The sequence below is a fragment of the Bradyrhizobium sp. USDA 3262 genome (assembly GCF_054060035.1).
Genome location: NZ_JBSSCT010000001.1, coordinates 1,464,553 through 1,484,294, shown reverse-complemented (window position 1 = coordinate 1,484,294; position 19,742 = coordinate 1,464,553). Strand labels below are relative to the sequence as shown.

Sequence of the window (19,742 nt, the reverse complement as noted above, 5' to 3'; positions counted from 1 at the left end):
GAATCTCCGGTCGGGAGGACTAGACAATGGGTGTTGAAGGAATTGGCGCACGTGTCGTGCGCAAGGAAGATCGCCGGTTCATCACCGGACAAGGACGTTACGTCGACGACGTCAAAATGGTTGGCATGAGCTACGCTCACTTCATCCGCAGCCCGCATGCACATGCCAAGGTCAAGGGCATCGATTCCGCCGAGGCCATGAAGATGCCCGGCGTGATCGCAGTGCTGACGGGACAGCAGATCGTCGACGACAAGGTCGGCAATCTGATCTGCGGCTGGGCCATCACCTCGAAGGACGGCTCACCGATGAAAATGGGCGCGTGGCCGGCGATGGCGCCGGAGACCGTGCGCTTTGTCGGACAGGCGGTCGCGGTCGTGATCGCCGAGACCAAGAACCAGGCCAGGGACGCCGCCGAAGCGGTCGTCGTCGATTACGAAGAGCTTCCCGCAGCGGCCGACATCAAGGCCGCGATCAAGCCGGGCGCGCCGCAGCTTCATCCCGAAGCCCCCGGCAACATCGTGTATGACTGGCATCTCGGCGACGAAGCCGCGGTCAAGGATGCGTTCAGCAAGGCCGCCAATGTGGTGACGCTCGACCTCACCAATAACCGCCTGGTGCCGAATGCGATGGAGCCGCGTGCGGCGATCGCGCATTACGACCAGGCCGAAGAGCACTATACGCTCTACACGACATCGCAGAACCCGCACGTCGCCCGCCTCGTGCTGTCGGCGTTCTACAACATCGCGCCCGAGCACAAGCTGCGCGTGATCGCGCCCGACGTCGGCGGCGGCTTCGGCTCCAAGATCTACATCTATCCCGAAGAGATGGTGGCGCTGTGGGCCTCGAAGAAGGTGGGTCGCCCGGTGAAGTGGACCGGTGACCGTTCGGAAGCCTTCCTCACCGACGCGCATGGCCGAGACCACGTCTCGAAGGCGGAGTTGGCGTTCGACAAGGACAACAAGATCCTTGGCCTGCGGGTGAAGACCCACGCCAATTTCGGCGCCTATATGTCGCTGTTCTCTTCGGCGGTCCCGACCTATCTCTACGCGACGCTGCTGTCGGGCCAGTACGTGATCCCGGCGATCTATGCCGAGGTGATCGGCGTCTACACCAACACCACGCCGGTCGACGCCTACCGCGGCGCCGGCCGTCCCGAGGCGAGCTATCTGATCGAGCGCATGATGGAGACGGCGGCGCGGCAGTTGAAGGTCGATCCGACCGAGCTGCGCAAGAAGAACTTCATCACCCAGTTCCCGTATCAGACGCCTGTGATCATGGCGTATGATATCGGCGACTTCCACGCCTCGATCGATGCCGCGATGAAGGCGATCGACTATGCCGGCTTCCCGGCCCGCAAGGCCAAGGCCAAAGCCGACGGCAAGCTGCGCGGCATCGGCATTTCCTGCTACATCGAGGCCTGCGGCATCGCGCCGTCGAAGGCGGTCGGCAGTCTCGGCGCCGGCGTCGGTCTGTGGGAGTCGGCTGAGATCCGCGTCAACCCGGTCGGCACCATCGAGGTGCTCACCGGTTCGCACAGCCACGGCCAGGGCCACGAAACGACGTTCTGCCAGATCATCGCAGAGCGGCTCGGCGTGCCGATCAGCCAGGTCTCGATCGTCCATGGCGACACCGACAAGGTGCAGTTCGGCATGGGCACCTACGGCTCGCGCTCGCTCGCGGTCGGCGGTACGGCGATCGTGAAGGCGATGGAGAAGGTCGAGGCCAAGGCCAAGAAGATCGCCGCGCATGCGCTCGAGGCATCCGAGAGCGACATCGTGATCGAGAACGGCGAGTTCAAGGTCACCGGCACCGACAAGTCGATCGCGCTGCCGATGGTCGCGCTCGCCGCCTACACCGCGCATAACCTGCCTGATGGCATGGAGCCCGGCCTGAAGGAGACGGCGTTCTACGACCCGACCAACTTCACCTTCCCGGCCGGCGCCTATATCTGCGAGCTCGAGGTCGATCCGGGCACCGGCAAGACCTCCTTCGTCAACTTCGTCGCAGCCGACGATTTCGGCCGGCTGATCAACCCGATGATCGTCGAAGGTCAGGTCCATGGCGGTCTTGCACAGGGCATCGGCCAGGCACTGCTCGAAGGCGTCGTCTATGACGGCACCGGTCAGCTCATGACCGCGTCCTTCATGGACTACACCATGCCGCGCGCGGACGACCTGCCCTCGTTCCAGCTCTCCCACACCACGACGCTGTGTCCGGGCAACCCGCTCGGCGTCAAGGGCTGCGGCGAAGCCGGCGCGATCGGCGCCTCTGCTGCCGTGATCAACGCGATCACGGACGCCATCGGCGACAACAAGCTGGAAATGCCGGCGACGCCCGATCGCGTCTGGCACGCCATTCACGGTTGAGGGAGGAAGAGCCATGTACGAGACAAATTATCACCGCGCTTCCTCGGTCGCTGACGCCGCCGCAACCTTCGCCAAGGGCGCGGAATCAAAATTCCTCGCCGGCGGACAAACCCTGCTTCCGGTGATGAAGCAGCGTCTGGCCGCGCCTTCCGACGTGATCGACCTCTCCAAGGTGCAGGAGATGATCGGCATCGAGGTCTCGGGCGACACCGTCACCATCAAGGCCGCGACGCCGCATTACGATGTGGCGCAAAGCGACGCTGTGCAGAAGGCGATCCCGGCGCTCGCCAATCTGGCGTCGATGATCGGCGATCCCGCCGTGCGCTATCGCGGCACGATCGGCGGCTCGCTCGCCAACAACGACCCGGCGGCGGATTATCCGGCGGCGGTGCTGGCGCTCGGCGCGACGGTCAAGACCAACAAGCGGTCGATCGCGGCGGAGGACTACTTCAAGGGCCTGTTCACGACGGCGCTCGAGGATGGCGAGATCATCACCGCGGTATCGTTCCCGGTGCCGGCCAAGGCGGGCTACGCGAAATTCCCGAACCCGGCCTCGCGCTTCGCACTGACCGGCGTGTTCGTCGCCAAGACCAAGTCGGGCGACGTCCGCGCTGCCGCAACCGGTGCGTCGCAGAGCGGCGTCATGCGGGTCGCGCCGATCGAGCAGGCGCTGAAGGCGAACTGGGCCGCCTCGGCGCTCGACAGCGTGACGATCCCGGCGAGCGGCCTGCTCGCCGACATCCACGGCTCGGCGGATTACCGCGCCAATTTGGTGAAGGTGATGGGACAGCGGGCGGTCGCTGCCGCGGGCTGATAGCGTCTAAACACAAGTCTGCAACGGCGCGCAGCGATGCGCGCCGTTCGCGTTTTTACCGGCGGCACAGGACAAAAGGTGCTTGCCACACCCCGCATTAGGCGAGACAATTTAGCTAATCAGCTAATTAAAAATACCGTCCCACGGACGGCTGGGAGAACGCATGAAGTTCGGCACCAAGCCAGCCGTGACATCTCAGCCGCCTAGCGCCCCGCAACCAACGGAATAACAACGTGCTCGATAAACCCGCCTCCCAGACCGCCGCTCGCACCTCGGGCCCGCTCGCCGGCTTCCGCATCGTCGAATTCGCCGGCATCGGCCCCGGCCCGTTCGCCTGCATGCTGCTCGCCGACATGGGCGCCGAGGTCATCACGCTCGATCGGGTCGGCGCGGGCAAGAATCTGAAGGCCGTCGCAACTCGCGGCCGCAAGGTCATCGAGCTCGACCTCAAGAACAAGGCGGCGATTGCCGAAGTGCTCGACCTGCTCGGCCATGCCGACGCGCTGATCGAGGGCTTTCGTCCCGGCGTGATGGAGCGCCTCGGCCTCGGCCCGGATGTCGTGCTCGCGCGCAATCCAAAACTGGTCTATGGCCGCATGACCGGCTGGGGCCAGGAAGGCCCGCTGGCCAATGCCGCCGGCCATGACATCAACTACATCTCGATCACGGGTGCGCTGGCTGCAATCGGCACCAAGGAGAAGCCGGTGCCGCCGCTCAACCTGGTCGGCGATTTCGGCGGCGGCGCGCTCTACCTCGTGGTCGGCGTGCTCGCCGCGCTGCTGGAAGCGCAGAAGTCCGGCAAGGGCCAGGTGGTCGATACCGCGATGTGCGATGGCGCGGCGTCGCTGATGTCGATGTTCTACGACATGGCCGCGCAGGGCCGCTGGAGCGGCGGTCGCGACCAGAATTTCCTGGACGGCGGCGCGCATTTCTACGGCGTCTACGAATGCTCCTGCGGCAACTTCATCTCGATCGGCTCGATCGAGCCGCAGTTCTACGCGCTGCTGCGCAAGCACGCCGACCTGATCGACGCCGATTTCGACGCGCAGATGGACCGCAAGGCCTGGCCGGCGCTGAAGGAGAAGCTGACCCGGGTGTTCAAGAGCAAATCGCGCGCGGACTGGTGCACGATCATGGAAGGCACCGACATCTGCTTCGCGCCGATCCTGACCATGGAGGAAGCCCCCAAGCATCCGCACATGGCAGCCCGCCAGGTGTTCGTCGAACGCCACGGCGTCACCCAGCCCGCCCCCGCGCCGCGCTTCTCGCGCACGCCGTCGGCAATCCGCGAGCCGGAGTTGGCCAATATTGGCGACGTGGCCAGCGCGTGGAAGGCGGGGAAATAATTCACCGTCGTCCCGGCGAAGGCCGGGACCCATTACCCCAAATGCCGGCTATTGTGCGACGTTGGGGCCGCTATCCCTTCTACAACTGGACTCGGTGGTTATGGGTCCCGGCCTTCGCCGGGACGACGACTGAGAGTTTTGAGCGAACGCGCTCCCCTCCAAGGGCCTACGCCGCGTGATCGACCTTGAGCACGCCGCGGCGGATCTGGTCTTCCTCGATCGATTCGAACAGCGCCTTGAAGTTGCCTTCGCCGAAGCCGTCGTCGCCCTTGCGCTGGATGAACTCGAAGAAGATCGGCCCGATCGCGTTCGCCGAGAAGATCTGCAGCAGCACCTTGGTCTGATCGCCGTCGACCACGCCCTCGCCGTCGATCAGGATGCCGTTGGTCCGAAGCCGGTCGACGTCCTCACCGTGCTTGGGCAGGCGGGCGTCGATCCGCTCGAAATAGGTGTCGGGCGGCGACGGCATGAACGGCAGGCCGTCGGCGCGCAACCTCTCGACCGTCGTATGGATGTCGCGCGCGCCGCAGGCGATGTGCTGGATGCCCTCGCCGCGATAGACGTTGAGATATTCCTCGATCTGACCGGAATCGCCGGCGTCCTCATTGATCGGAATCCGGATCTTGCCGTCCGGACTGGTCAGCGCGCGGGAGAACAGGCCGGACGCGCGGCCCTCGATGTCGAAGAAGCGGATCTGGCGGAAGTTGAACAGCTTTGCATAGAAGCCGGTCCAGACATCCATCCGGCCGCGATGGACGTTGTGGGTGAGGTGATCGACGTAATACAGGCCCGAGCCCGCGGGGCGCGGGTTGGCCGCGCCGAGCCACTCGAACTCGGCATCATAGGCCGAACCCTTGGCGCCGTAGCGGTCGACGAAATAGAGCAGGCTGCCGCCGATGCCCTTGATCGCGGGCACATCGAGCGTCTTCGCTGCGGACGCGACGTCCGCCGGCTCGGCGCCGAGCGCGAGCGCGCGCTCATAGGCATGCTTCGCGTCGACGACGCGGAACGCCATCGACGGCGCGCAGGGGCCGTGCGCGGCGACGAAGTTGAAGCCGTGGCTACCCGGCTCCTCATTGACGAGATAGTTGATGTCGCCCTGGCGATAGACCGTGATTGCCTTGTTCCGGTGGCGGGCGACCGCGACAAAGCCCATCAGCTTGAACAGCGCGTGCAGCTCCGCCGGATTCGGGTGGGCGTATTCGACGAACTCGAAGCCGTCGGTGCCCATCGGATTGTCGGCGCTGATTTCGGCCGGCGGCGCATCGTGCGGAAACGGACCCATGGCGGCAACTCCCTGATTTGTCTGGAGATCAATTTCCGTCACTTGCTCCGCAATGTGCGTGCAAAATAGGTCCCATTTTGCTATTTTCGCGCACGATCCGTGCATGAAATTGACATTCTGAGCATGCCTGAAGTCGACGCCTTCGACCTGAAAATGCTCGCCGCACTGCAGGACGACGGCCGGCTGACCAACCAGCAGCTGGCCGACCTCGTCGGGCTGTCGGCATCGCAATGCTCGCGGCGAAGGATGCGGCTGGAGGAGGAGAAGGTCATCGCCGGCTACCACGCCGAGCTCGCCGGCGAGGCGCTCGGCTTCGGCCTGATCGCCTTCATCCACATCACGCTGGCGACCCACTCGCCCGACAACGCCAAGCGGTTTCGCGAGCTGGTCAACCGCGTCGACGATATCCAGGAGGCCTACGCGCTGACCGGGGATGCCGACTACGTGCTCAAGGTGATGCTGCGCGACCTCAAGAGCCTGTCCGACATCGTCAACAACGTGCTGATGCCGCACCAGAGCGTGGCCCACGTGCGCTCGTCGATCGTGCTCGACCGCCTGAAGGAGAGCACCAGGCTGCCGCTGAAGTCGCTACCGACCTGACCCGGCGCAAATCGAGGGAAATACGTCATTCGCTTCTGCGGCGCGACCTGCGATCATCTGCGCGAATTGGTTCGATGCCGCGACATCGGCGGTGGGCTCCCTCTCCCCTTGTGGGAGAGGGTTGGGGTGAGGGGTTCTCTCCGCCGAGCACACCCCGTCGAGAGACCGCGACCCCTCACCCGGATCGCATCTTGCGATGCGATCCGACCTCTCCCACAAGGGGAGAGGTGCAGCGGTGTACGCGGCATCCAGGAATCAGAGGAAAGCCATGGCGCTGCAGCTGCGACCGAACTGCGAATATTGCGACAAGGACCTGCCACCCAGCGCAACCGACGCGCGGATCTGCTCCTATGAATGCACGTTCTGTGCGGATTGCGCGGAGACCAAGCTCGGCAATGTCTGCCCGAACTGCGGCGGCGGTTTTGCGCCGCGGCCGATCCGCCCGGCCAAGCCGTGGCGGCCGGGCGTCTGCACCGTGAACCAGCCGCCGTCGGACAAGCGGGTGCATCTGAAGTACAGCCTCGAGGACGTCGCGGCGAATACCGCGCGGCTGAAGGATGTCAGGCCCGAGGAGCGGTGAGACTCACTCGTCATTGCGAGCGAAGCGAAGCAATCCATTCTCTCCATGACGCGGATGGATGGATTGCTTCGTCGCTTCAGCGCAAAATTTCTTTGCAATTTTGTCGCGAGCTCCTCGCAATGACGGCCCCGCTGTCGGGCTCCTTCCCCCTGAAAGGGGGAAGGTGGATGGGGGTCAGCCGCGGTCGCCGGCGCGCATGGTGAGAGCAGATCCCCACCCGGTTTGCTGCGCAAACCGACCTCCCCTTTTCAAGGGGAGGTGAAGTAACCGACGGCGGTCCCGCAGATCACTCCGCCGCGACGATGGTGCCTTCGACCTCGCCAAAGCCGACGCGATAGCCGTCGCCCTGGCACCAGCCGCGCATCACCAGTGAATCGCCGTTTTCAAGGAACGAGCGCGTGACGCCGCTGGCGAGCTCGACCGGCTCGGTGCCGTTCCAGCTGATTTCCAGGAGACTGCCGCGCTGATGCTTTTCGGGGCCGGAGATCGTGCCGCTGCCCAGGAGATCGCCAACATTCATCGCGCAGCCGCTGGAAGCATGGTGCACGAGCTGCTGCACCGAGGACCAGTACATGTATTTGAAGTTGGTGCTGCAGATCGTCTTCGCCTCGTTCATCGCGCCGCCGCGCAGCGCGACGTCGAGCTGCATGTCGTAGTTGTTCGGCTGGGTCTGCTTCAGGTACGCCAGCGGCTCCGGCTGCTGTGGCGGGCCTTGCATGCGGAACGGCTCCAGCGCCTCGCGCGTCACCACCCACGGGCTGATCGAGGTCGCGAACGCCTTGGCCTGGAACGGGCCGAGCGGCACGTACTCCCACTGCTGGATGTCGCGCGCGCTCCAGTCGTTGAGGATGACGAAGCCGAAGATCATCTCCTCGGCCTGCTTCTCCGTGAGCATTTCGCCCATTGGCGAGGCCTGGCCGACGACCACGCCCATCTCGAGCTCGAAGTCGAGCCGCTTGCAGGCCCCGAAGCTCGGCACCTCAGCGGTCGGCGGCTTCAGCTGGCCGCGCGGACGCCGCACCTTGGTGCCGCTGACCACCACGGTCGAGGCGCGGCCGTTATAGCCGATCGGCATATGCAGCCAGTTCGGCTGCAGCGCATTGTCCTTGCCGCGGAACATGACGCCGACATTGGTGGCGTGCTCCTTCGACGAATAGAAATCGGTGTAGCCCGAGACCGCAAACGGCATGTACAGCCTGACGTCCGTCATCGGCACCAGCGCCCGCGCTCGCAATTCCCTGTTGTCGCGCAGCTCCGGATGATCCGAGCGGAGCAGCTCGCTGATCCGTGCCCGCGTCGCCGACCACACTTTCGGCCCGAGCGCCATGAAGGCGTTGAGCGACGGTTGCGAGAACACGCCGAGCGGCCCGACATCGAGCCGCGAGTCCTGCTCGAGCTCCCAGAGGTCGAGCACATAATCGCCGATCGCAATGCCGACACGCGGCGCAAGACCATCCTTCGACGAGAACACGCCGTAGGGCAGGTTCTGGATCGGGAAGTCGGAGGTCGGTGCGACGTCGATGAAGGAGCGGAGCTTTGGGTCGTTGGGGTGGGGCAATCATTCCTCCAATCAGAAAGTCGTCATGCCCGGGCTTAACCCGGGCATCCATCTTTTCGAAGTGCGATGGATCGCCGGGTCAAGCCGGCGATGACGAGGGACACAAATTCACGGCTTGTTCGGGTCGAACTTCTTCTCCAGGCCTTTCCAGCAATCCGAGTAATCGTCCTGCAGCGTCGACGACTTCGCCGCATGCTCGGTCACCCGCTGCGGAAAGCGGGTCTCGAACATGAAGGCCATCGTGCCGGTCAGCTTCACCGGCTTCAGCTCGCTGTTGCTGGCGTGCTCGAAGGCTTCGCGGTCGGGGCCGTGCGGCAGCATGCAATTGTGCAAGCTGATGCCGCCGGGCACAAAGCCCTGCGGCTTGGCGTCGTAGACGCCGTAGATCAGCCCCATGAACTCGGACATGATGTTCATGTGGTACCACGGCGGACGGAAGGTGTTGTCGGCCACCATCCAGCGCTCCGGGAAGATCACGAAGTCGATATTCGCGGTGCCCGCGGTCTCCGACGGCGAGGTCAGCACCGTGAAGATCGAGGGATCGGGATGATCGAAGGCGATCGCGCCGACCGGCGAGAAGGTGCGCAGATCGTATTTGTAGGGCGCGTAATTGCCGTGCCAGGCGACCACGTCGATGGGCGAATGCGGCAGCGTGGTCTTGAACAGCGAGCCGCCCCACTTGACGTAGAGCTCGGTCGGCGTGTCCTTGTCCTCGTAGCTCGCCACCGGCGTCAGGAAGTCGCGCGAATTGGCGAGGCAATTGGCGCCGATCGGGCCGCGCTCCGGCAGCGTGAACGCGCCGCCGTAATTCTCACAGAGATAGCCGCGCGCCGGGCCGCCGGGAATTTCGACGCGGAATTTGACGCCGCGCGGGATCACCACGATCTCGCCCGGCTCGGCGTCGATGCGGCCGAACTCGGTGACGAGGCGCAGATTGCCCTGCTGCAGCACGAACATCATCTCGCCATCGGCATTGTAGAAATGCTGATCGACCATCGATTTGGTGATGAGATAGATGTGTGCGGCCATGCCGGCCTGGGTGTTGGCATCACCCGCCGTGGTCATGGTCTGCACGCCCTGCAGGAAGGTCATGTCCTCCTTCGGGATCGGCGCGGGATCCCAGCGCAGCTGTGCGATCGGCATGTCGTATTCGTGGCACGGCGCGGTGCGCCACAGCCCGGCATCGGCCTTGGCGAAGCGGCCGGAGTGCCGCACCGACGGGCGGATGCGATAGAGCCAGGAGCGCTCATTGGTGCCACGCGGCGCCGTGAATGGCGAGCCGGACAGCTGCTCGGCATAGAGCCCGTAGGCGCAGCGCTGCGGCGAGTTGCGCCCCATCGGCAGCGCGCCGGGCAAGGCCTCGGTCTCGAAGCTGTTGCCGAAGCCGGACATGTAGCCCGGGGTGACTTGCCCTGAGCTGCGAACGATCTGATCAGGCGAGGTATTGATGTTCATCACTATCCTCCTTGCAGGGCGGCCCACATTTCCTGGTCGCGCTTGTCGGTCCAGATCACGGGATCGTCGATCCCGGACGCCTCGTCATAGGCGCGCGAAACGTTGAACGGCAGGCAGTGCTCGTAGATCGCAAACTTCGAGAACTTCGGATCCATCACCTCGCGCGTCGCCGCCATCGATTCCTTCAGGCTGCGGCCCTTGGCGACGGAGGATTCGGCGGCGCCGTAGAGCGTGGTGACGAAATCGCGGGTCATCGCGATCGCATCGCGGCCGGTGGCGAGGCCCTTCAGCGCGTCGCCGCGGCCTGGCGCGATCGCCTTCGGATTGAAGGCGCGGATCTCGTTCAAGGTCGTCGGCCATTCGCGCAGATGCGCATCGCCGCAATAGCAGGCCGAGTGATATTCGATCAGATCGCCCGAGAACATCACCTCGGCATCCGGCACCCAGGCGACGATGTCGCCCGAGGTATGGCCGGCGCCGAGCTGCATCAGCCGCACCTCGCGCTTGCCGAGATAGATCGACATCTCGCCTTCGAAGGTCAGCGTCGGCCAGGTCAGGCCGGGAATGCTCGCGGCATCCTGGAACAGCCGCGGGAAGCGGCCATATTCGGAATCCCAGTCCTGCTGGCCGCGCTCCTCGATCAGGCGATAGGTTTCCTGCGAGGCCACGATGCCCTGCGCGTGATAGGCGGAGGCGCCGAGCACACGCACCGCGTGATAATGCGACAGCACGACATATTTGATCGGCTTGTCGGTGACGGTCTTGACCCGCTCGATCACCTTGTTCGCCATCGCCGGCGTCGCCTGCGCGTCGAACACCAGGCAGCCGTCGTCGCCGACGATCACGGCGGTGTTGGGATCGCCCTCGGCGGTGAAGGCATAGAGATCGGTGCCGATCTCGGAGAAGGTGACCTTCTTCTCCGCGAGATCCGTGGTCGATGCGAAACCTTTGGCCATCAGTTCAATCCTGTTCGTTCAAGAGCATTCGCCCCCTCTCCCCGTTCTTACGGGGAGAGGGTTGGGGTGAGGGGCTGTCTCCGCATACACGGCGACAGATGTATCTGCGGAAGCTCCCCCTCACCCGGAACGCATCTAACGATGCGTTCCGACCTCTCCCCGCAAGCGGGGCGAGGTGAGGTGGAGGTTGCTGCGCGATTTGAAAGCGATTCATTCGCGTTCGACTCGTTGCTACTGTTGTTGCTGCTGTTGCTGCTGTTGCTGCTGGCTGGCGTCCAACATCCGCCGCTTCGCCAGCGCGATCGCCTCGCGCAGCACGTCGAGATCGCCGATATGGTTGGCGAGCACCAGGACCAGCGCGGCATCGAGATCGGCGCTCTGCGCCTCGGTGAGGCCGCGATGCGCCTCGACGATGGCGCGGAAGGCGTCATCGGGCTTTGCGAAGTTCGAACCGGTCGACAGCGCCATGACTGCTCCTCAGTTCAGGCCGGCTGCGCGCGCCAGCGCCGCATCGAGTGCCGGCCGCGCCGCGTTGCGGAAGCGTGCCGCGACATAACCGTCCGGCCGCAGCAGATAGGCGGTGCCGGGCTCGGCATCGTAGCGCTTGCCGGCAAGGCCCTGCGCGTCGACCAGCCCATCCTCGCCGCCGATCCGGATGCTGCCGACGCCGTCCGGGACATCGACCGCAGCGCCATTGCCAAACTCCAGCAGCGTGAAGCGCGTTCCCTGTCTGATGAAAACATCGGTCAAATAGGTGGAACCACCGCCCTGCTCCGTCACCGGCGCATCCGGCATCGAAGCGCCCGGCCGCGGGCCGCCGCGCCAATCGTCGCGATCGCCGCTCGACAGCGGCGTGTCGTAGACCGACGGCACCGAGAGCCGCCCGCCATTGACCATGCGCTTGCCGAACTCGGTGTCCTTGGCGAGCGACAGCACGGCCTGGCGCAGCCGCGCTTCCTGTTTCGTCACCGGCGCCATGAAGTCGGTCGAGCGAGTGGACTCGCGGATGTTCTCGTCCGCCGCCGCGCTGCGCTCGATGTGATAGCTTTCCAGCAAGCCCTCCGGCGACAGCCGGCGCAGCACGCGGTCGAGCTTCCACGCCAGATTCTCGGCGTCCTCGAGCCCGGAATTGGCGCCGCGCGCGCCGAACGGCGAGACTTGGTGGGCGGAATCACCGGCAAAGATCACCCGGCCGTGGATGAACTTGGCCATCCGGCGGCACTGGAACTTGTAGAGCGAGATCCATTCGAACTCGAACTTGTCATGGCCGAGCATGCGCTCGATCCGCGGCCGGACATTCTCGGGCTGCTTCTCGGCCACCGGATCGGCATCCGGATTGAGTTGCAGATCGATCCGCCAGATATCGTCTGGCTGCTTGTGCAGCAGCGCCGAGCGCCCGGCATGGAACGGCGGATCGAACCAGAACCAGCGCTCGGTCGGGAACGCCGCCGTCATCTTGACGTCGGCGATCAGGAACTGGTCCTCGAACACCTGGCCCGCGAACTCGGCACCGACCATCTGCCGCAGCGACGAGCGGGCGCCATCGCATGCGACGACAAAGGAGGCGTGCACTTGATAGGAGCCTTCAGGTGTAGAAATCGTCAGCGCAACGCCGTCGTTGCGGCTCTCCAGCGCGATCACCTTGTTGCGCCAGCGCAGGTCGATTTCAGGCAGTTGCCCGACCCGGTCGACCAGATAGGCTTCGGCGTAGAACTGCTGCAGGTTGATGAAGGCGGGCCGCTTGTGGCCTTCCTCGGGAAGCAAATTGAACTGGTAGAGCTGCGAGGCGCCGTGGAAGATCTTGCCGACGCTCCACACCACGCCCTTCGCGACCATGCGGTCGCCGACGCCGAGGCGATCCCAGAACTCCAGCGAGCGCTTCGAGAAGCAGATCGCGCGCGAGCCTTCGCCGATCCGGTCGGCATCGTCGAGCAGCACCACGCGCTGGCCGCGCTGCGCGAGATCGATCGCGAGCGACAATCCCACCGGCCCGGCGCCGACCACGACGACGGGATGCTCCGCGACGTTGGCGCCCGAGCGCTCCTGGTCGGGATGACGGCGATAGCCGAACTGGGTTTTGGCCTGTGCCGTGTTGGCGTGTGCCATTGCGTGACCCTGGATGTTTCCCTTGCGCCGCGGCCTCTGGCTGCGGTTCTGTGTGACCGGCTTGCGACCGGGACCTTGCGAGCCGGCCGCGACCTTGCTAAATTAGTCTCACTTGCAACTATCTTAAACCCCCAGTCGGGGCTGCCGTCAACTCAAATTGGAGGGATTTTTGGCACGGACCTCTGCAAGCCAGCCTCCGGCCCGCCCGCGCAGTGCGGTGGAAGCGGAGGTGCGCGACACGATCGCGCCGACGAAGAAGCGCCTCGATCTCTTCCATTTCATGCCGTTCCGCCTGAACCGGCTGGCGGCCGAGGTGTCCTCGGCGCTGTCGAGCGAGTATCAGGCGCGCTACGGCCTCGACATTCCGGAGTGGCGCGTGCTCGCAACGCTCGGCTTCCGCAGCGATCCCTGCAGCGCGCAGTATATCGCGCACTGCACACGCACCCATAAATCCACCATCAGCCGAGCGGTGTCGGCGCTGATGGAGCGCGAGATCGTCGAGCGCGTCGAGAACGCCGACGACCGCCGCGAATTCCGCCTGCGACTGACCAAAACGGGCCAGGCGCTCTACGAAGAGCTGATCCCGCGCCTGCTGCGCAAGGAACAGGACATCCTGTCCTGCCTCTCCGCACAGGAGCGCCGCGACCTCGGCCGCCTGCTCGGCAAGGTCGAGAGCAGCCTCGAGCTGGTACAGACCAGCGAAGAGGCCGACGCCAAGGATTCGTATTAAACCCCACACTCCGCTGTCGTCCTGGCGAAAGCCAGGACCCATACGCCACGGCCTATGTTTTGAACGGGACTCGTCATTCCAGCGAGCCCAACAAAGGACATTTGTGGTTCTGGGTCCTGGCTTTCGCCAGGACGACGCTGGGGTTGGCTTCACGCCTCGCCCTACGCAGCTTGATCTCTCCGTCATTCCGGGGCGTGCGCAGCACGAGCCCGGAATCCATTCATCCACGAAATGTGCGGCCCGATGGATTCCGGGCTCTCGCTTCGCGAGCCCCGGAATGACGACGGGGCGAGCTATGTCCGCTCGATATGTTTTGCGATGACCGGGAAGTAATTGTCCTTCGATCCCTTGTCGATCGCCTCCTGCAGCACCGTGCCGATCAGCTCCGCACCGCGGATCTTGATGCCGGCATCGGCGGCGAGCTCCAACGCGTAGGACAGATCCTTCAGCGCATATTCGGTCGAGAATGCGCGCTCGGGAAACACGCCGGGCACGATCGCCTTCATGCCATGGTTACGCAGCGCGAAGCTGTCGGCCGAGCCCTTCGACAGGGTATCCAGCAGCAGTTTTGGATCGACGCCATTGTGCTTCGCCACCGCGACGGCCTCGGCCAGCGCGTTCACGGTCTCGAACAACACCATGTTGTTGAGGATCTTGGTCACCTGCCCCGCGCCGACGTCGCCGCAATTGGTGACGTCGGTGGCAAAGCAGCGGATCAGCGGCTCGATCGCGGCATAGAGCGCGGGCACCGCGCCGACCATCACGCTGAGCGTGCCGTCCTGCGCCGCCTGCCGCGTGCGCGCGATCGGCGCGTCGGCCCAGGCTGCGCCCTTGGCCTGCAACTGCGCGGCGAAATCGCGGGTCTGGCTGACTGAAGACGTGCCGAGATCGACCACGATCTGGCCGCTTCTCGTGTTCTTCAAGATGCCGTCGCCTTCGAACACCGCGCGCACGTGCCTGGCGCTCGGCAAGCAGAGGAACAGCACATCGCTCTGCTTGATGACGTCGGCGACCGACGCCGCAACCTCGGCACCGTCGGCGCGCAACCGCTGCAGCGGTTCGGCCGAGAGGTCGAACACGACAACGCGCTTGCCGCTCTTCTTGACGAGGTTGCGGCAAATCGGCTCACCCATCACGCCGAGGCCGATGAACCCAAGAGTCTTATTGTCAGTCATATCGCTTCTTTTTGACGTTTCTTGACGTTGCAGACGTGCCTCGCCCAATCGGCGAGGCTATTTCGCGAACGATCGCGACGGCGCCAGATGCAGCGCGAAGGCATCGACCTTGTCGCTGGCGCGCGGATAGATCTCGCTGACGATCGGATCGTGACCGGGAATGAAGCGGTCCGGATGACCGGCGAGCCGCTCGACGGTCTCCCAGCCCTGCGCCATGTCGCCGACATTGTAGACGATCGGGAACGGGCTGCGCTTGTGCAGGTTCGCATAATAATGCGCGGCATCCGACGCCAGCACGACCGGGCCGCGCGCGGTCTCGATGCGCACCACCTGCAGACCGTCGGAATGGCCGCCGACGCGATGCACGGTGACGCCGGGCGCGATCTCGCCGTCGCCGGAGTGGAAGGTGACGCGCTCGCCATAGACGTGGCGCACCATCTGCGTGACGTGTTCGATGGAGAACGGATGGCGCAGCATGCCGTTGCACATGCAGCGGCCGGTCGCGTAGCTCATCTCGCGTTCCTGCAGATGGAATTTGGCGTTCGGGAAGCGATCCAGATTGCCGGCGTGGTCGTAATGCAGATGGGTGACGACGACGTCCTTGATGCTGTCGGCGCTGACGCCGAAGCCGGCCAGCGCATCGACCGGGTTGAGCGTCAGCTTGCGGGCTCGCGCCTTGGCCTCCTCGGCGTTGAAGCCGGTGTCGACCAAGATGTCGCGGCCATGGCCACGGATCAGCCAGACGAAATAGTCGAGGTCCTGCGCGGTGGTGTCGTGCGGATCAGGCACCAGGAAGTTGAGGTGGGGCGTGCGCGGCGACATCGTCGCATAGCGCAGGGCGTAGATCTCGTAGGCGTTTCCCATCGGTTTCGCTCTTGTTTGCAAGGCCTGTTTTGAACGGCTTGTCTTCGAATGGCTTGCCGTCCTGAACACAAAGCCATCGCCTCGCGCAAAGGTCAAACCGCGCGGCGTGCGACGAGCGCATGACAGGGTGGCGACAGCCGTTGTGAGTGCCAGCACATTATCGGCTCACAGGAACCAGCACCATGCCGTGACGGCGATGGCCGCCATGACCGTGTGCTGTTGCACTGCGGTCTCACCAGTATCACCGCGATAAACGATGCTGCCGCAAGCCGTTGACGGGGGTTTGGCCGTGGTTTGATAATGGATTTTCGCTAGAGTAAGGTCCCCGAGGCGCAGGCTGGAAGCGGCGCCGTTTCATTGGAATGCCGCGATCTGGATTTGCTGCGATTATGAAAATCCGCCTTGCCTTGCTCGCCACGCTGATTTTTTCAATCGCGGCGCCCACTTTGTCCTTCGCCGCCGGCGACCGTTTCGCGCTGGTCATCGGCAACGCCAAATATCCCGACGCCGACGCACCGCTGAAGGAGCCGGTCAACGACGCCCGTGACGTCGCCGACGAGCTCAAGCGCGATGGCTTCACCGTCGAGGTCGGCGAGAACCTGACCGGCGACGGCATGCGCCGCGCCTTCGACCGCCTCTACGGCAAGATCAAGCCGGGCTCGGTCGCCCTGATCTTCTTCTCCGGTTACGGCATCCAGTCGAACCGGCAGAGCTACATGATCCCGATCGATGCGCAGATCTGGGCCGAGGCCGACGTTCGCCGCGACGGCTTCAGCCTCGAGACCGTGCTCGGCGAAATCAACAGCCGTGGCGCCGGGGTGAAGATCGCCTTGATCGACGCCTCGCGGCGCAACCCGTTCGAGCGGCGCTTCCGCAGCTTTTCGGCAGGGCTCGCCCCGGTGATCGCGCCGAACGGCACATTGGTGATGTATTCGGCCGCGCTGTCGTCCGTCGTCTCCGACAATGGCAGCGACCACAGCCTGTTCGTGCGGGAACTCCTGAAGGAGATCCGCACCCCCGACCTGATGGCCGAGGAAACGCTGAACCGCACCCGCGTCGGCGTCACCCGGGCCTCGCGGCAGGAACAGGTGCCGTGGATCTCGTCGTCACTGGCCGAGGATTTCTCGTTCATCCCGGCCGGCGCGGGCGGCCCGTCGAACGCCGCGCCGGCACCCGCCGCGTCGCCGTCACCCGAGGTGGCAGCGGCACCGCCGGTCGCGCCTCCGCCGGCTCCGCCCGCAGCAACGCCGACACCGCCTGCGGCGACCCCGACGCCACCAGCGGCAACAGCGCCGACACCACCGCCGGCGCCGCCAAAGCCTCCGGTTGCGGCAGCGCCGACCGCACCGCCACCCGAGCCAAAGGCGCCCGAGATCGCCTTGCCGCCGCCCGCGGCTCCCCCGCCGGTGGTGATCCAGCCCACGCCGGCGCCGAGCAATTCGCCCGTGCTCGCCGATGATCCGACGATCAAGAGCCTGAGCGAAAAGCTGGACAAGAATCCCGACGACGCAGCGGCGCTGTATCGCCGCGGCCAGGTCTATGCCAGCAAGGGGGCCTACGACCTTGCGGTGAAGGACTTCACCAATTCGCTGCGGTTGAACCCGAAGGATGTCGAGGCCTATAACAACCGCTGCTGGGTCCGCACCGTGATCGGCGACCTGCAGGCAGCGCTGAAGGACTGCAACGAGGCGCTGCGGCTGCGTCCGAACTTCGTCGATGCGCTCGACAGCCGCGGCTTGATGAACCTGAAGGGCGGGCAGAACAAGAACGCGATCGCCGATTTCGACGCCGCGCTGAAGATCAACCCGCGGCTGACTTCGTCGCTGTACGGGCGCGGACTCGCCAAGCAGCGCAACGGCGCGGTCGCGGAAGGCGATCTCGACATCGCCAACGCCAAGGCGATGGACCCGAACATCGTCAAGGAATTCGCCGACTACGGTGTGCAGTGACAGACCGACGAAGACCTGCCCGCGGCTCGAACCGCGGACGGAGTTGCGCGACTAATCAGGGGGTGCGTGCCGGGCAGCAACGCCGGCGATCAATCTGAATAGTTGCCTGGAACCGCGCCAGCTTGCGCAAGAGGGACCGAAATGTTCAAGCCGTCGGCAAAGGCCGCGATCGTTTCAATCATGACCGTTGGCGCCGCGCTGTCGTTCGGCATGGCCGTCGCCCATGCCGGCGACGTCACCGAAGATCAGATCATCAAGGCGCTGACGCCCGACAAGAAGCCGCTGACCCGCGGCCTTTCGGCCGGCCCGCAGGCCACCTCGCCGGAGCTGAATGCCGACCAGGCCAAATTCGTGCAGAGCGTTCGCGGCCGCGCCACCCGCTCGCTGTCCTCGGCGGAACGCGAGGAAATCGCGACTATCGTCCAGGACAAGCCGAAGATCGATCTCGAGATCAACTTCGACTACAACTCCGCCGACATCAGCGCGAAGTCGCTGCCGTCGGTGCAGGCGCTCGGCCGCGCCTTGACCAATCAGGACCTGAAGGGCTCGACCTTCGTGGTCGCGGGCCACACCGACGCCGCGGGCGGCGAGGATTACAATCAGGGTCTCTCGGAGCGCCGCGCCGACGCCATCAAGCGCTATCTCGTCGACAAATACGGCATCAACGGCACCGATCTCGTCACCGTCGGCTATGGCAAGAGCAAGCTGAAGGACCCGAGCCACCCGATGGCGGAGGTGAACCGGCGCGTGCAGGTCGTGAACGTGGAAAACAACGCCACCGCCGCCAAGTGATGGGCGGTGGCGGACTGTGTTTTTGAGGATACAATGCGCCCCGCACCCCGGCGGGGCGCATTGCTTTTGGGCCAATGCCGTTGGGCCGAGACCCAAAGCGGCCCACAGGTGGCCCGCCTCACATGACGTCAGGGCATGATCCGGAACAATGGCACCGGCCTTCCGAATGCCCAGGCAGTACGATAGCGAGCGTGATGAGACTTCGACCAACACCCATGATGCGCCAGGCTCTGGATTGATCAGGCGATGAATTTTTCCCAATACCTCAAGCCTGCGCTCGGCACGGTGTTTTTCCTCGCCCTTGCGATCGCCTATTACGCGTTCGAGCATCGCTCCCATCCCGAGGAGAAGGAGACGCCGGGCCAGGCGCTGGTCGTGGTGACGAAGTCGACCAATGCCTGCTTCTCCGACATGGTCCGCGTCACCGGCTTCATCGTGCCGCGCCGCGAGGCGCAGGTGAATGTCGACCAGGACGGCTCCAAGGTCATCGACGTGCTGGTCCGCGAGGGCGACACGGTCACCGAGAACCAGGAACTCGCGCGGCTGACCCCGCCGCCGCAGCAGGCCGCACAGGCCAATGCCAAGCCGCTTGTGCTGCGGGCGCCGGCGGCCGGCCTCGTCACCGAAGTGCGCACCGCGCCCGGCGCGCCGGCCTCGCCGCAGGGTCCGCCGATGTTCAAGATCTCCATCAACAACGAGATCGAGCTCGACGCCGAAGTGCCGGGCTTCCAGCTCCTGAAGCTCAATCCCGGCGCCAATGTGCGGATCAGCCGCGACGATGCGCCCGACATGGTCGGCAAGGTCCGCCAGATCTCGCCGCAGATCGACCGCACCACCCAGCTCGGGCACGTCCGCATCACCATCAACAACAATCCGACGCTGAAGGTCGGCATGTTCGCGCGCGCCAATATCGATGCCAAGCGCTCTTGCGGGGTCGCGGTGCCGCGCACCGCGATCGACCGCCTGACCCTGCAGGTCGTGAAGGGCAACACCGTCGAGACCCGCCGGGTGCGCGTCGGGCTGACCTCCGACACTTCGACCGAAATCCTTGAAGGCCTCGACGTCGGCGAAATCGTCGTGGCCGACGCTGGCACCTCGCTGCATGACGGCGACCAGATCAAGACCATGTTCGCCGACGAACTCGATCGCACGCGATCACGGTAATT

The 19,742-nt window shown here is 64.9% G+C and carries 17 protein-coding genes; 9 read left to right on the top strand and 8 right to left on the bottom strand.

Features of this window, described 5'->3' with window-relative positions; genetic code table 11:
* Positions 1 to 26 precede the first annotated feature (26 nt).
* The 3 genes from ACVWYP_RS06900 to ACVWYP_RS06890 all read left to right on the top strand — a co-directional run bounded on the left by ACVWYP_RS06900 (position 27) and on the right by ACVWYP_RS06890 (position 4,526).
* Positions 27 to 2,366 carry a xanthine dehydrogenase family protein molybdopterin-binding subunit gene (locus ACVWYP_RS06900; protein ID WP_304498207.1) on the top strand — a complete coding sequence of 780 codons (2,340 nt, stop codon included), beginning with the start codon at positions 27 to 29 and terminating at the stop codon, positions 2,364 to 2,366.
* A 13-nt stretch (positions 2,367 to 2,379) separates the two neighbouring features.
* Entirely contained in the window at positions 2,380 to 3,180 is an 801-nt protein-coding gene (locus ACVWYP_RS06895) for an FAD binding domain-containing protein (protein ID WP_304498206.1), read from the top strand.
* Positions 3,181 to 3,413: 233 nt separating this feature from the next.
* A complete protein-coding gene (locus tag ACVWYP_RS06890) occupies positions 3,414 to 4,526 on the top strand; it encodes a CaiB/BaiF CoA transferase family protein (protein ID WP_304498205.1) in 1,113 nt (370 codons plus the stop codon).
* Positions 4,527 to 4,692: 166 nt separating this feature from the next.
* Here the strand turns inward: ACVWYP_RS06890 and hppD are convergent, their stop codons facing one another.
* On the bottom strand, positions 4,693 to 5,811 hold the full coding sequence (gene hppD, locus ACVWYP_RS06885) for a 4-hydroxyphenylpyruvate dioxygenase (protein WP_304498204.1): 1,119 nt from the start codon (positions 5,809 to 5,811) through the stop codon (positions 4,693 to 4,695).
* Positions 5,812 to 5,934: 123 nt separating this feature from the next.
* On the opposite strand from hppD, the gene ACVWYP_RS06880 reads away from it, so the two are divergent.
* Positions 5,935 to 6,411: an Lrp/AsnC family transcriptional regulator gene (locus tag ACVWYP_RS06880; protein WP_304498203.1), complete on the top strand. Its 477-nt coding sequence runs from the start codon at positions 5,935 to 5,937 to the stop codon at positions 6,409 to 6,411.
* A gap of 268 nt (positions 6,412 to 6,679) precedes the next feature.
* Complete coding sequence (locus ACVWYP_RS06875) at positions 6,680 to 6,991, top strand: DUF1272 domain-containing protein (protein WP_304498202.1); 312 nt, start codon at positions 6,680 to 6,682, stop codon at positions 6,989 to 6,991.
* Positions 6,992 to 7,277: 286 nt separating this feature from the next.
* Here the strand turns inward: ACVWYP_RS06875 and fahA are convergent, their stop codons facing one another.
* From fahA to ACVWYP_RS06850, 5 genes are all read right to left on the bottom strand, one after another.
* On the bottom strand, positions 7,278 to 8,549 hold the full coding sequence (gene fahA / locus ACVWYP_RS06870) for a fumarylacetoacetase (RefSeq protein WP_304498201.1): 1,272 nt from the start codon (positions 8,547 to 8,549) through the stop codon (positions 7,278 to 7,280).
* A gap of 108 nt (positions 8,550 to 8,657) precedes the next feature.
* Complete coding sequence (gene hmgA, locus ACVWYP_RS06865) at positions 8,658 to 10,004, bottom strand: homogentisate 1,2-dioxygenase (RefSeq protein WP_304498200.1); 1,347 nt, start codon at positions 10,002 to 10,004, stop codon at positions 8,658 to 8,660.
* A 2-nt stretch (positions 10,005 to 10,006) separates the two neighbouring features.
* Complete coding sequence (locus ACVWYP_RS06860; protein ID WP_028344095.1) at positions 10,007 to 10,960, bottom strand: MBL fold metallo-hydrolase; 954 nt, start codon at positions 10,958 to 10,960, stop codon at positions 10,007 to 10,009.
* A 231-nt stretch (positions 10,961 to 11,191) separates the two neighbouring features.
* The gene (locus ACVWYP_RS06855) at positions 11,192 to 11,428 is read right to left on the bottom strand and encodes a DUF2783 domain-containing protein (RefSeq protein WP_304498199.1); all 237 of its coding nucleotides are present in this window, start codon (positions 11,426 to 11,428) and stop codon (positions 11,192 to 11,194) included.
* Between the two features lie 9 nt (positions 11,429 to 11,437).
* Entirely contained in the window at positions 11,438 to 13,066 is a 1,629-nt protein-coding gene (locus ACVWYP_RS06850; protein ID WP_028344093.1) for an FAD-dependent oxidoreductase, read from the bottom strand.
* 169 nt (positions 13,067 to 13,235) lie between these two features.
* Here ACVWYP_RS06850 and ACVWYP_RS06845 point away from each other — a divergent pair, with 169 nt between their 5' ends.
* Positions 13,236 to 13,796, top strand: a complete 561-nt coding sequence (locus ACVWYP_RS06845) for a MarR family winged helix-turn-helix transcriptional regulator (protein WP_028344092.1) — start codon at positions 13,236 to 13,238, stop codon at positions 13,794 to 13,796.
* A gap of 293 nt (positions 13,797 to 14,089) precedes the next feature.
* On the opposite strand, the gene ACVWYP_RS06840 is transcribed toward ACVWYP_RS06845, so the two are convergent.
* Positions 14,090 to 15,004, bottom strand: coding sequence for an NAD(P)-dependent oxidoreductase (locus ACVWYP_RS06840; protein ID WP_453946187.1), 915 nt, complete (start codon positions 15,002 to 15,004; stop codon positions 14,090 to 14,092).
* A gap of 24 nt (positions 15,005 to 15,028) precedes the next feature.
* Entirely contained in the window at positions 15,029 to 15,835 is an 807-nt protein-coding gene (locus tag ACVWYP_RS06835; protein ID WP_016843242.1) for an N-acyl homoserine lactonase family protein, read from the bottom strand.
* 389 nt (positions 15,836 to 16,224) lie between these two features.
* Between ACVWYP_RS06835 and ACVWYP_RS06830 the strand changes: the two genes are divergently transcribed.
* From ACVWYP_RS06830 to ACVWYP_RS06820, 3 genes are all read left to right on the top strand, one after another.
* Complete coding sequence (locus ACVWYP_RS06830) at positions 16,225 to 17,784, top strand: caspase family protein (protein ID WP_456683988.1); 1,560 nt, start codon at positions 16,225 to 16,227, stop codon at positions 17,782 to 17,784.
* Positions 17,785 to 17,925: 141 nt separating this feature from the next.
* Positions 17,926 to 18,576 carry an OmpA family protein gene (locus ACVWYP_RS06825; RefSeq protein WP_304498196.1) on the top strand — a complete coding sequence of 217 codons (651 nt, stop codon included), beginning with the start codon at positions 17,926 to 17,928 and terminating at the stop codon, positions 18,574 to 18,576.
* Positions 18,577 to 18,822: 246 nt separating this feature from the next.
* Positions 18,823 to 19,740: an efflux RND transporter periplasmic adaptor subunit gene (locus ACVWYP_RS06820; RefSeq protein WP_304498195.1), complete on the top strand. Its 918-nt coding sequence runs from the start codon at positions 18,823 to 18,825 to the stop codon at positions 19,738 to 19,740.
* The last annotated feature ends 2 nt before the right edge of the window (positions 19,741 to 19,742 follow it).

Coding starts and splice junctions, on each gene's coding strand:
- ACVWYP_RS06875 (WP_304498202.1), top strand. CDS start 6,680: ATGGCGCTGCAGCTGCGACCGAACTGCGAATATTGCGACAAGGACCTG.
- ACVWYP_RS06855 (WP_304498199.1), bottom strand. CDS start 11,428: ATGGCGCTGTCGACCGGTTCGAACTTCGCAAAGCCCGATGACGCCTTC.
- ACVWYP_RS06880 (WP_304498203.1), top strand. CDS start 5,935: ATGCCTGAAGTCGACGCCTTCGACCTGAAAATGCTCGCCGCACTGCAG.
- ACVWYP_RS06900 (WP_304498207.1), top strand. CDS start 27: ATGGGTGTTGAAGGAATTGGCGCACGTGTCGTGCGCAAGGAAGATCGC.
- ACVWYP_RS06835 (WP_016843242.1), bottom strand. CDS start 15,835: ATGGGAAACGCCTACGAGATCTACGCCCTGCGCTATGCGACGATGTCG.
- ACVWYP_RS06895 (WP_304498206.1), top strand. CDS start 2,380: ATGTACGAGACAAATTATCACCGCGCTTCCTCGGTCGCTGACGCCGCC.
- hmgA (WP_304498200.1), bottom strand. CDS start 10,004: ATGAACATCAATACCTCGCCTGATCAGATCGTTCGCAGCTCAGGGCAA.
- ACVWYP_RS06830 (WP_456683988.1), top strand. CDS start 16,225: ATGAAAATCCGCCTTGCCTTGCTCGCCACGCTGATTTTTTCAATCGCG.
- ACVWYP_RS06820 (WP_304498195.1), top strand. CDS start 18,823: ATGAATTTTTCCCAATACCTCAAGCCTGCGCTCGGCACGGTGTTTTTC.
- ACVWYP_RS06825 (WP_304498196.1), top strand. CDS start 17,926: ATGTTCAAGCCGTCGGCAAAGGCCGCGATCGTTTCAATCATGACCGTT.
- ACVWYP_RS06860 (WP_028344095.1), bottom strand. CDS start 10,960: ATGGCCAAAGGTTTCGCATCGACCACGGATCTCGCGGAGAAGAAGGTC.
- hppD (WP_304498204.1), bottom strand. CDS start 5,811: ATGGGTCCGTTTCCGCACGATGCGCCGCCGGCCGAAATCAGCGCCGAC.
- ACVWYP_RS06850 (WP_028344093.1), bottom strand. CDS start 13,066: ATGGCACACGCCAACACGGCACAGGCCAAAACCCAGTTCGGCTATCGC.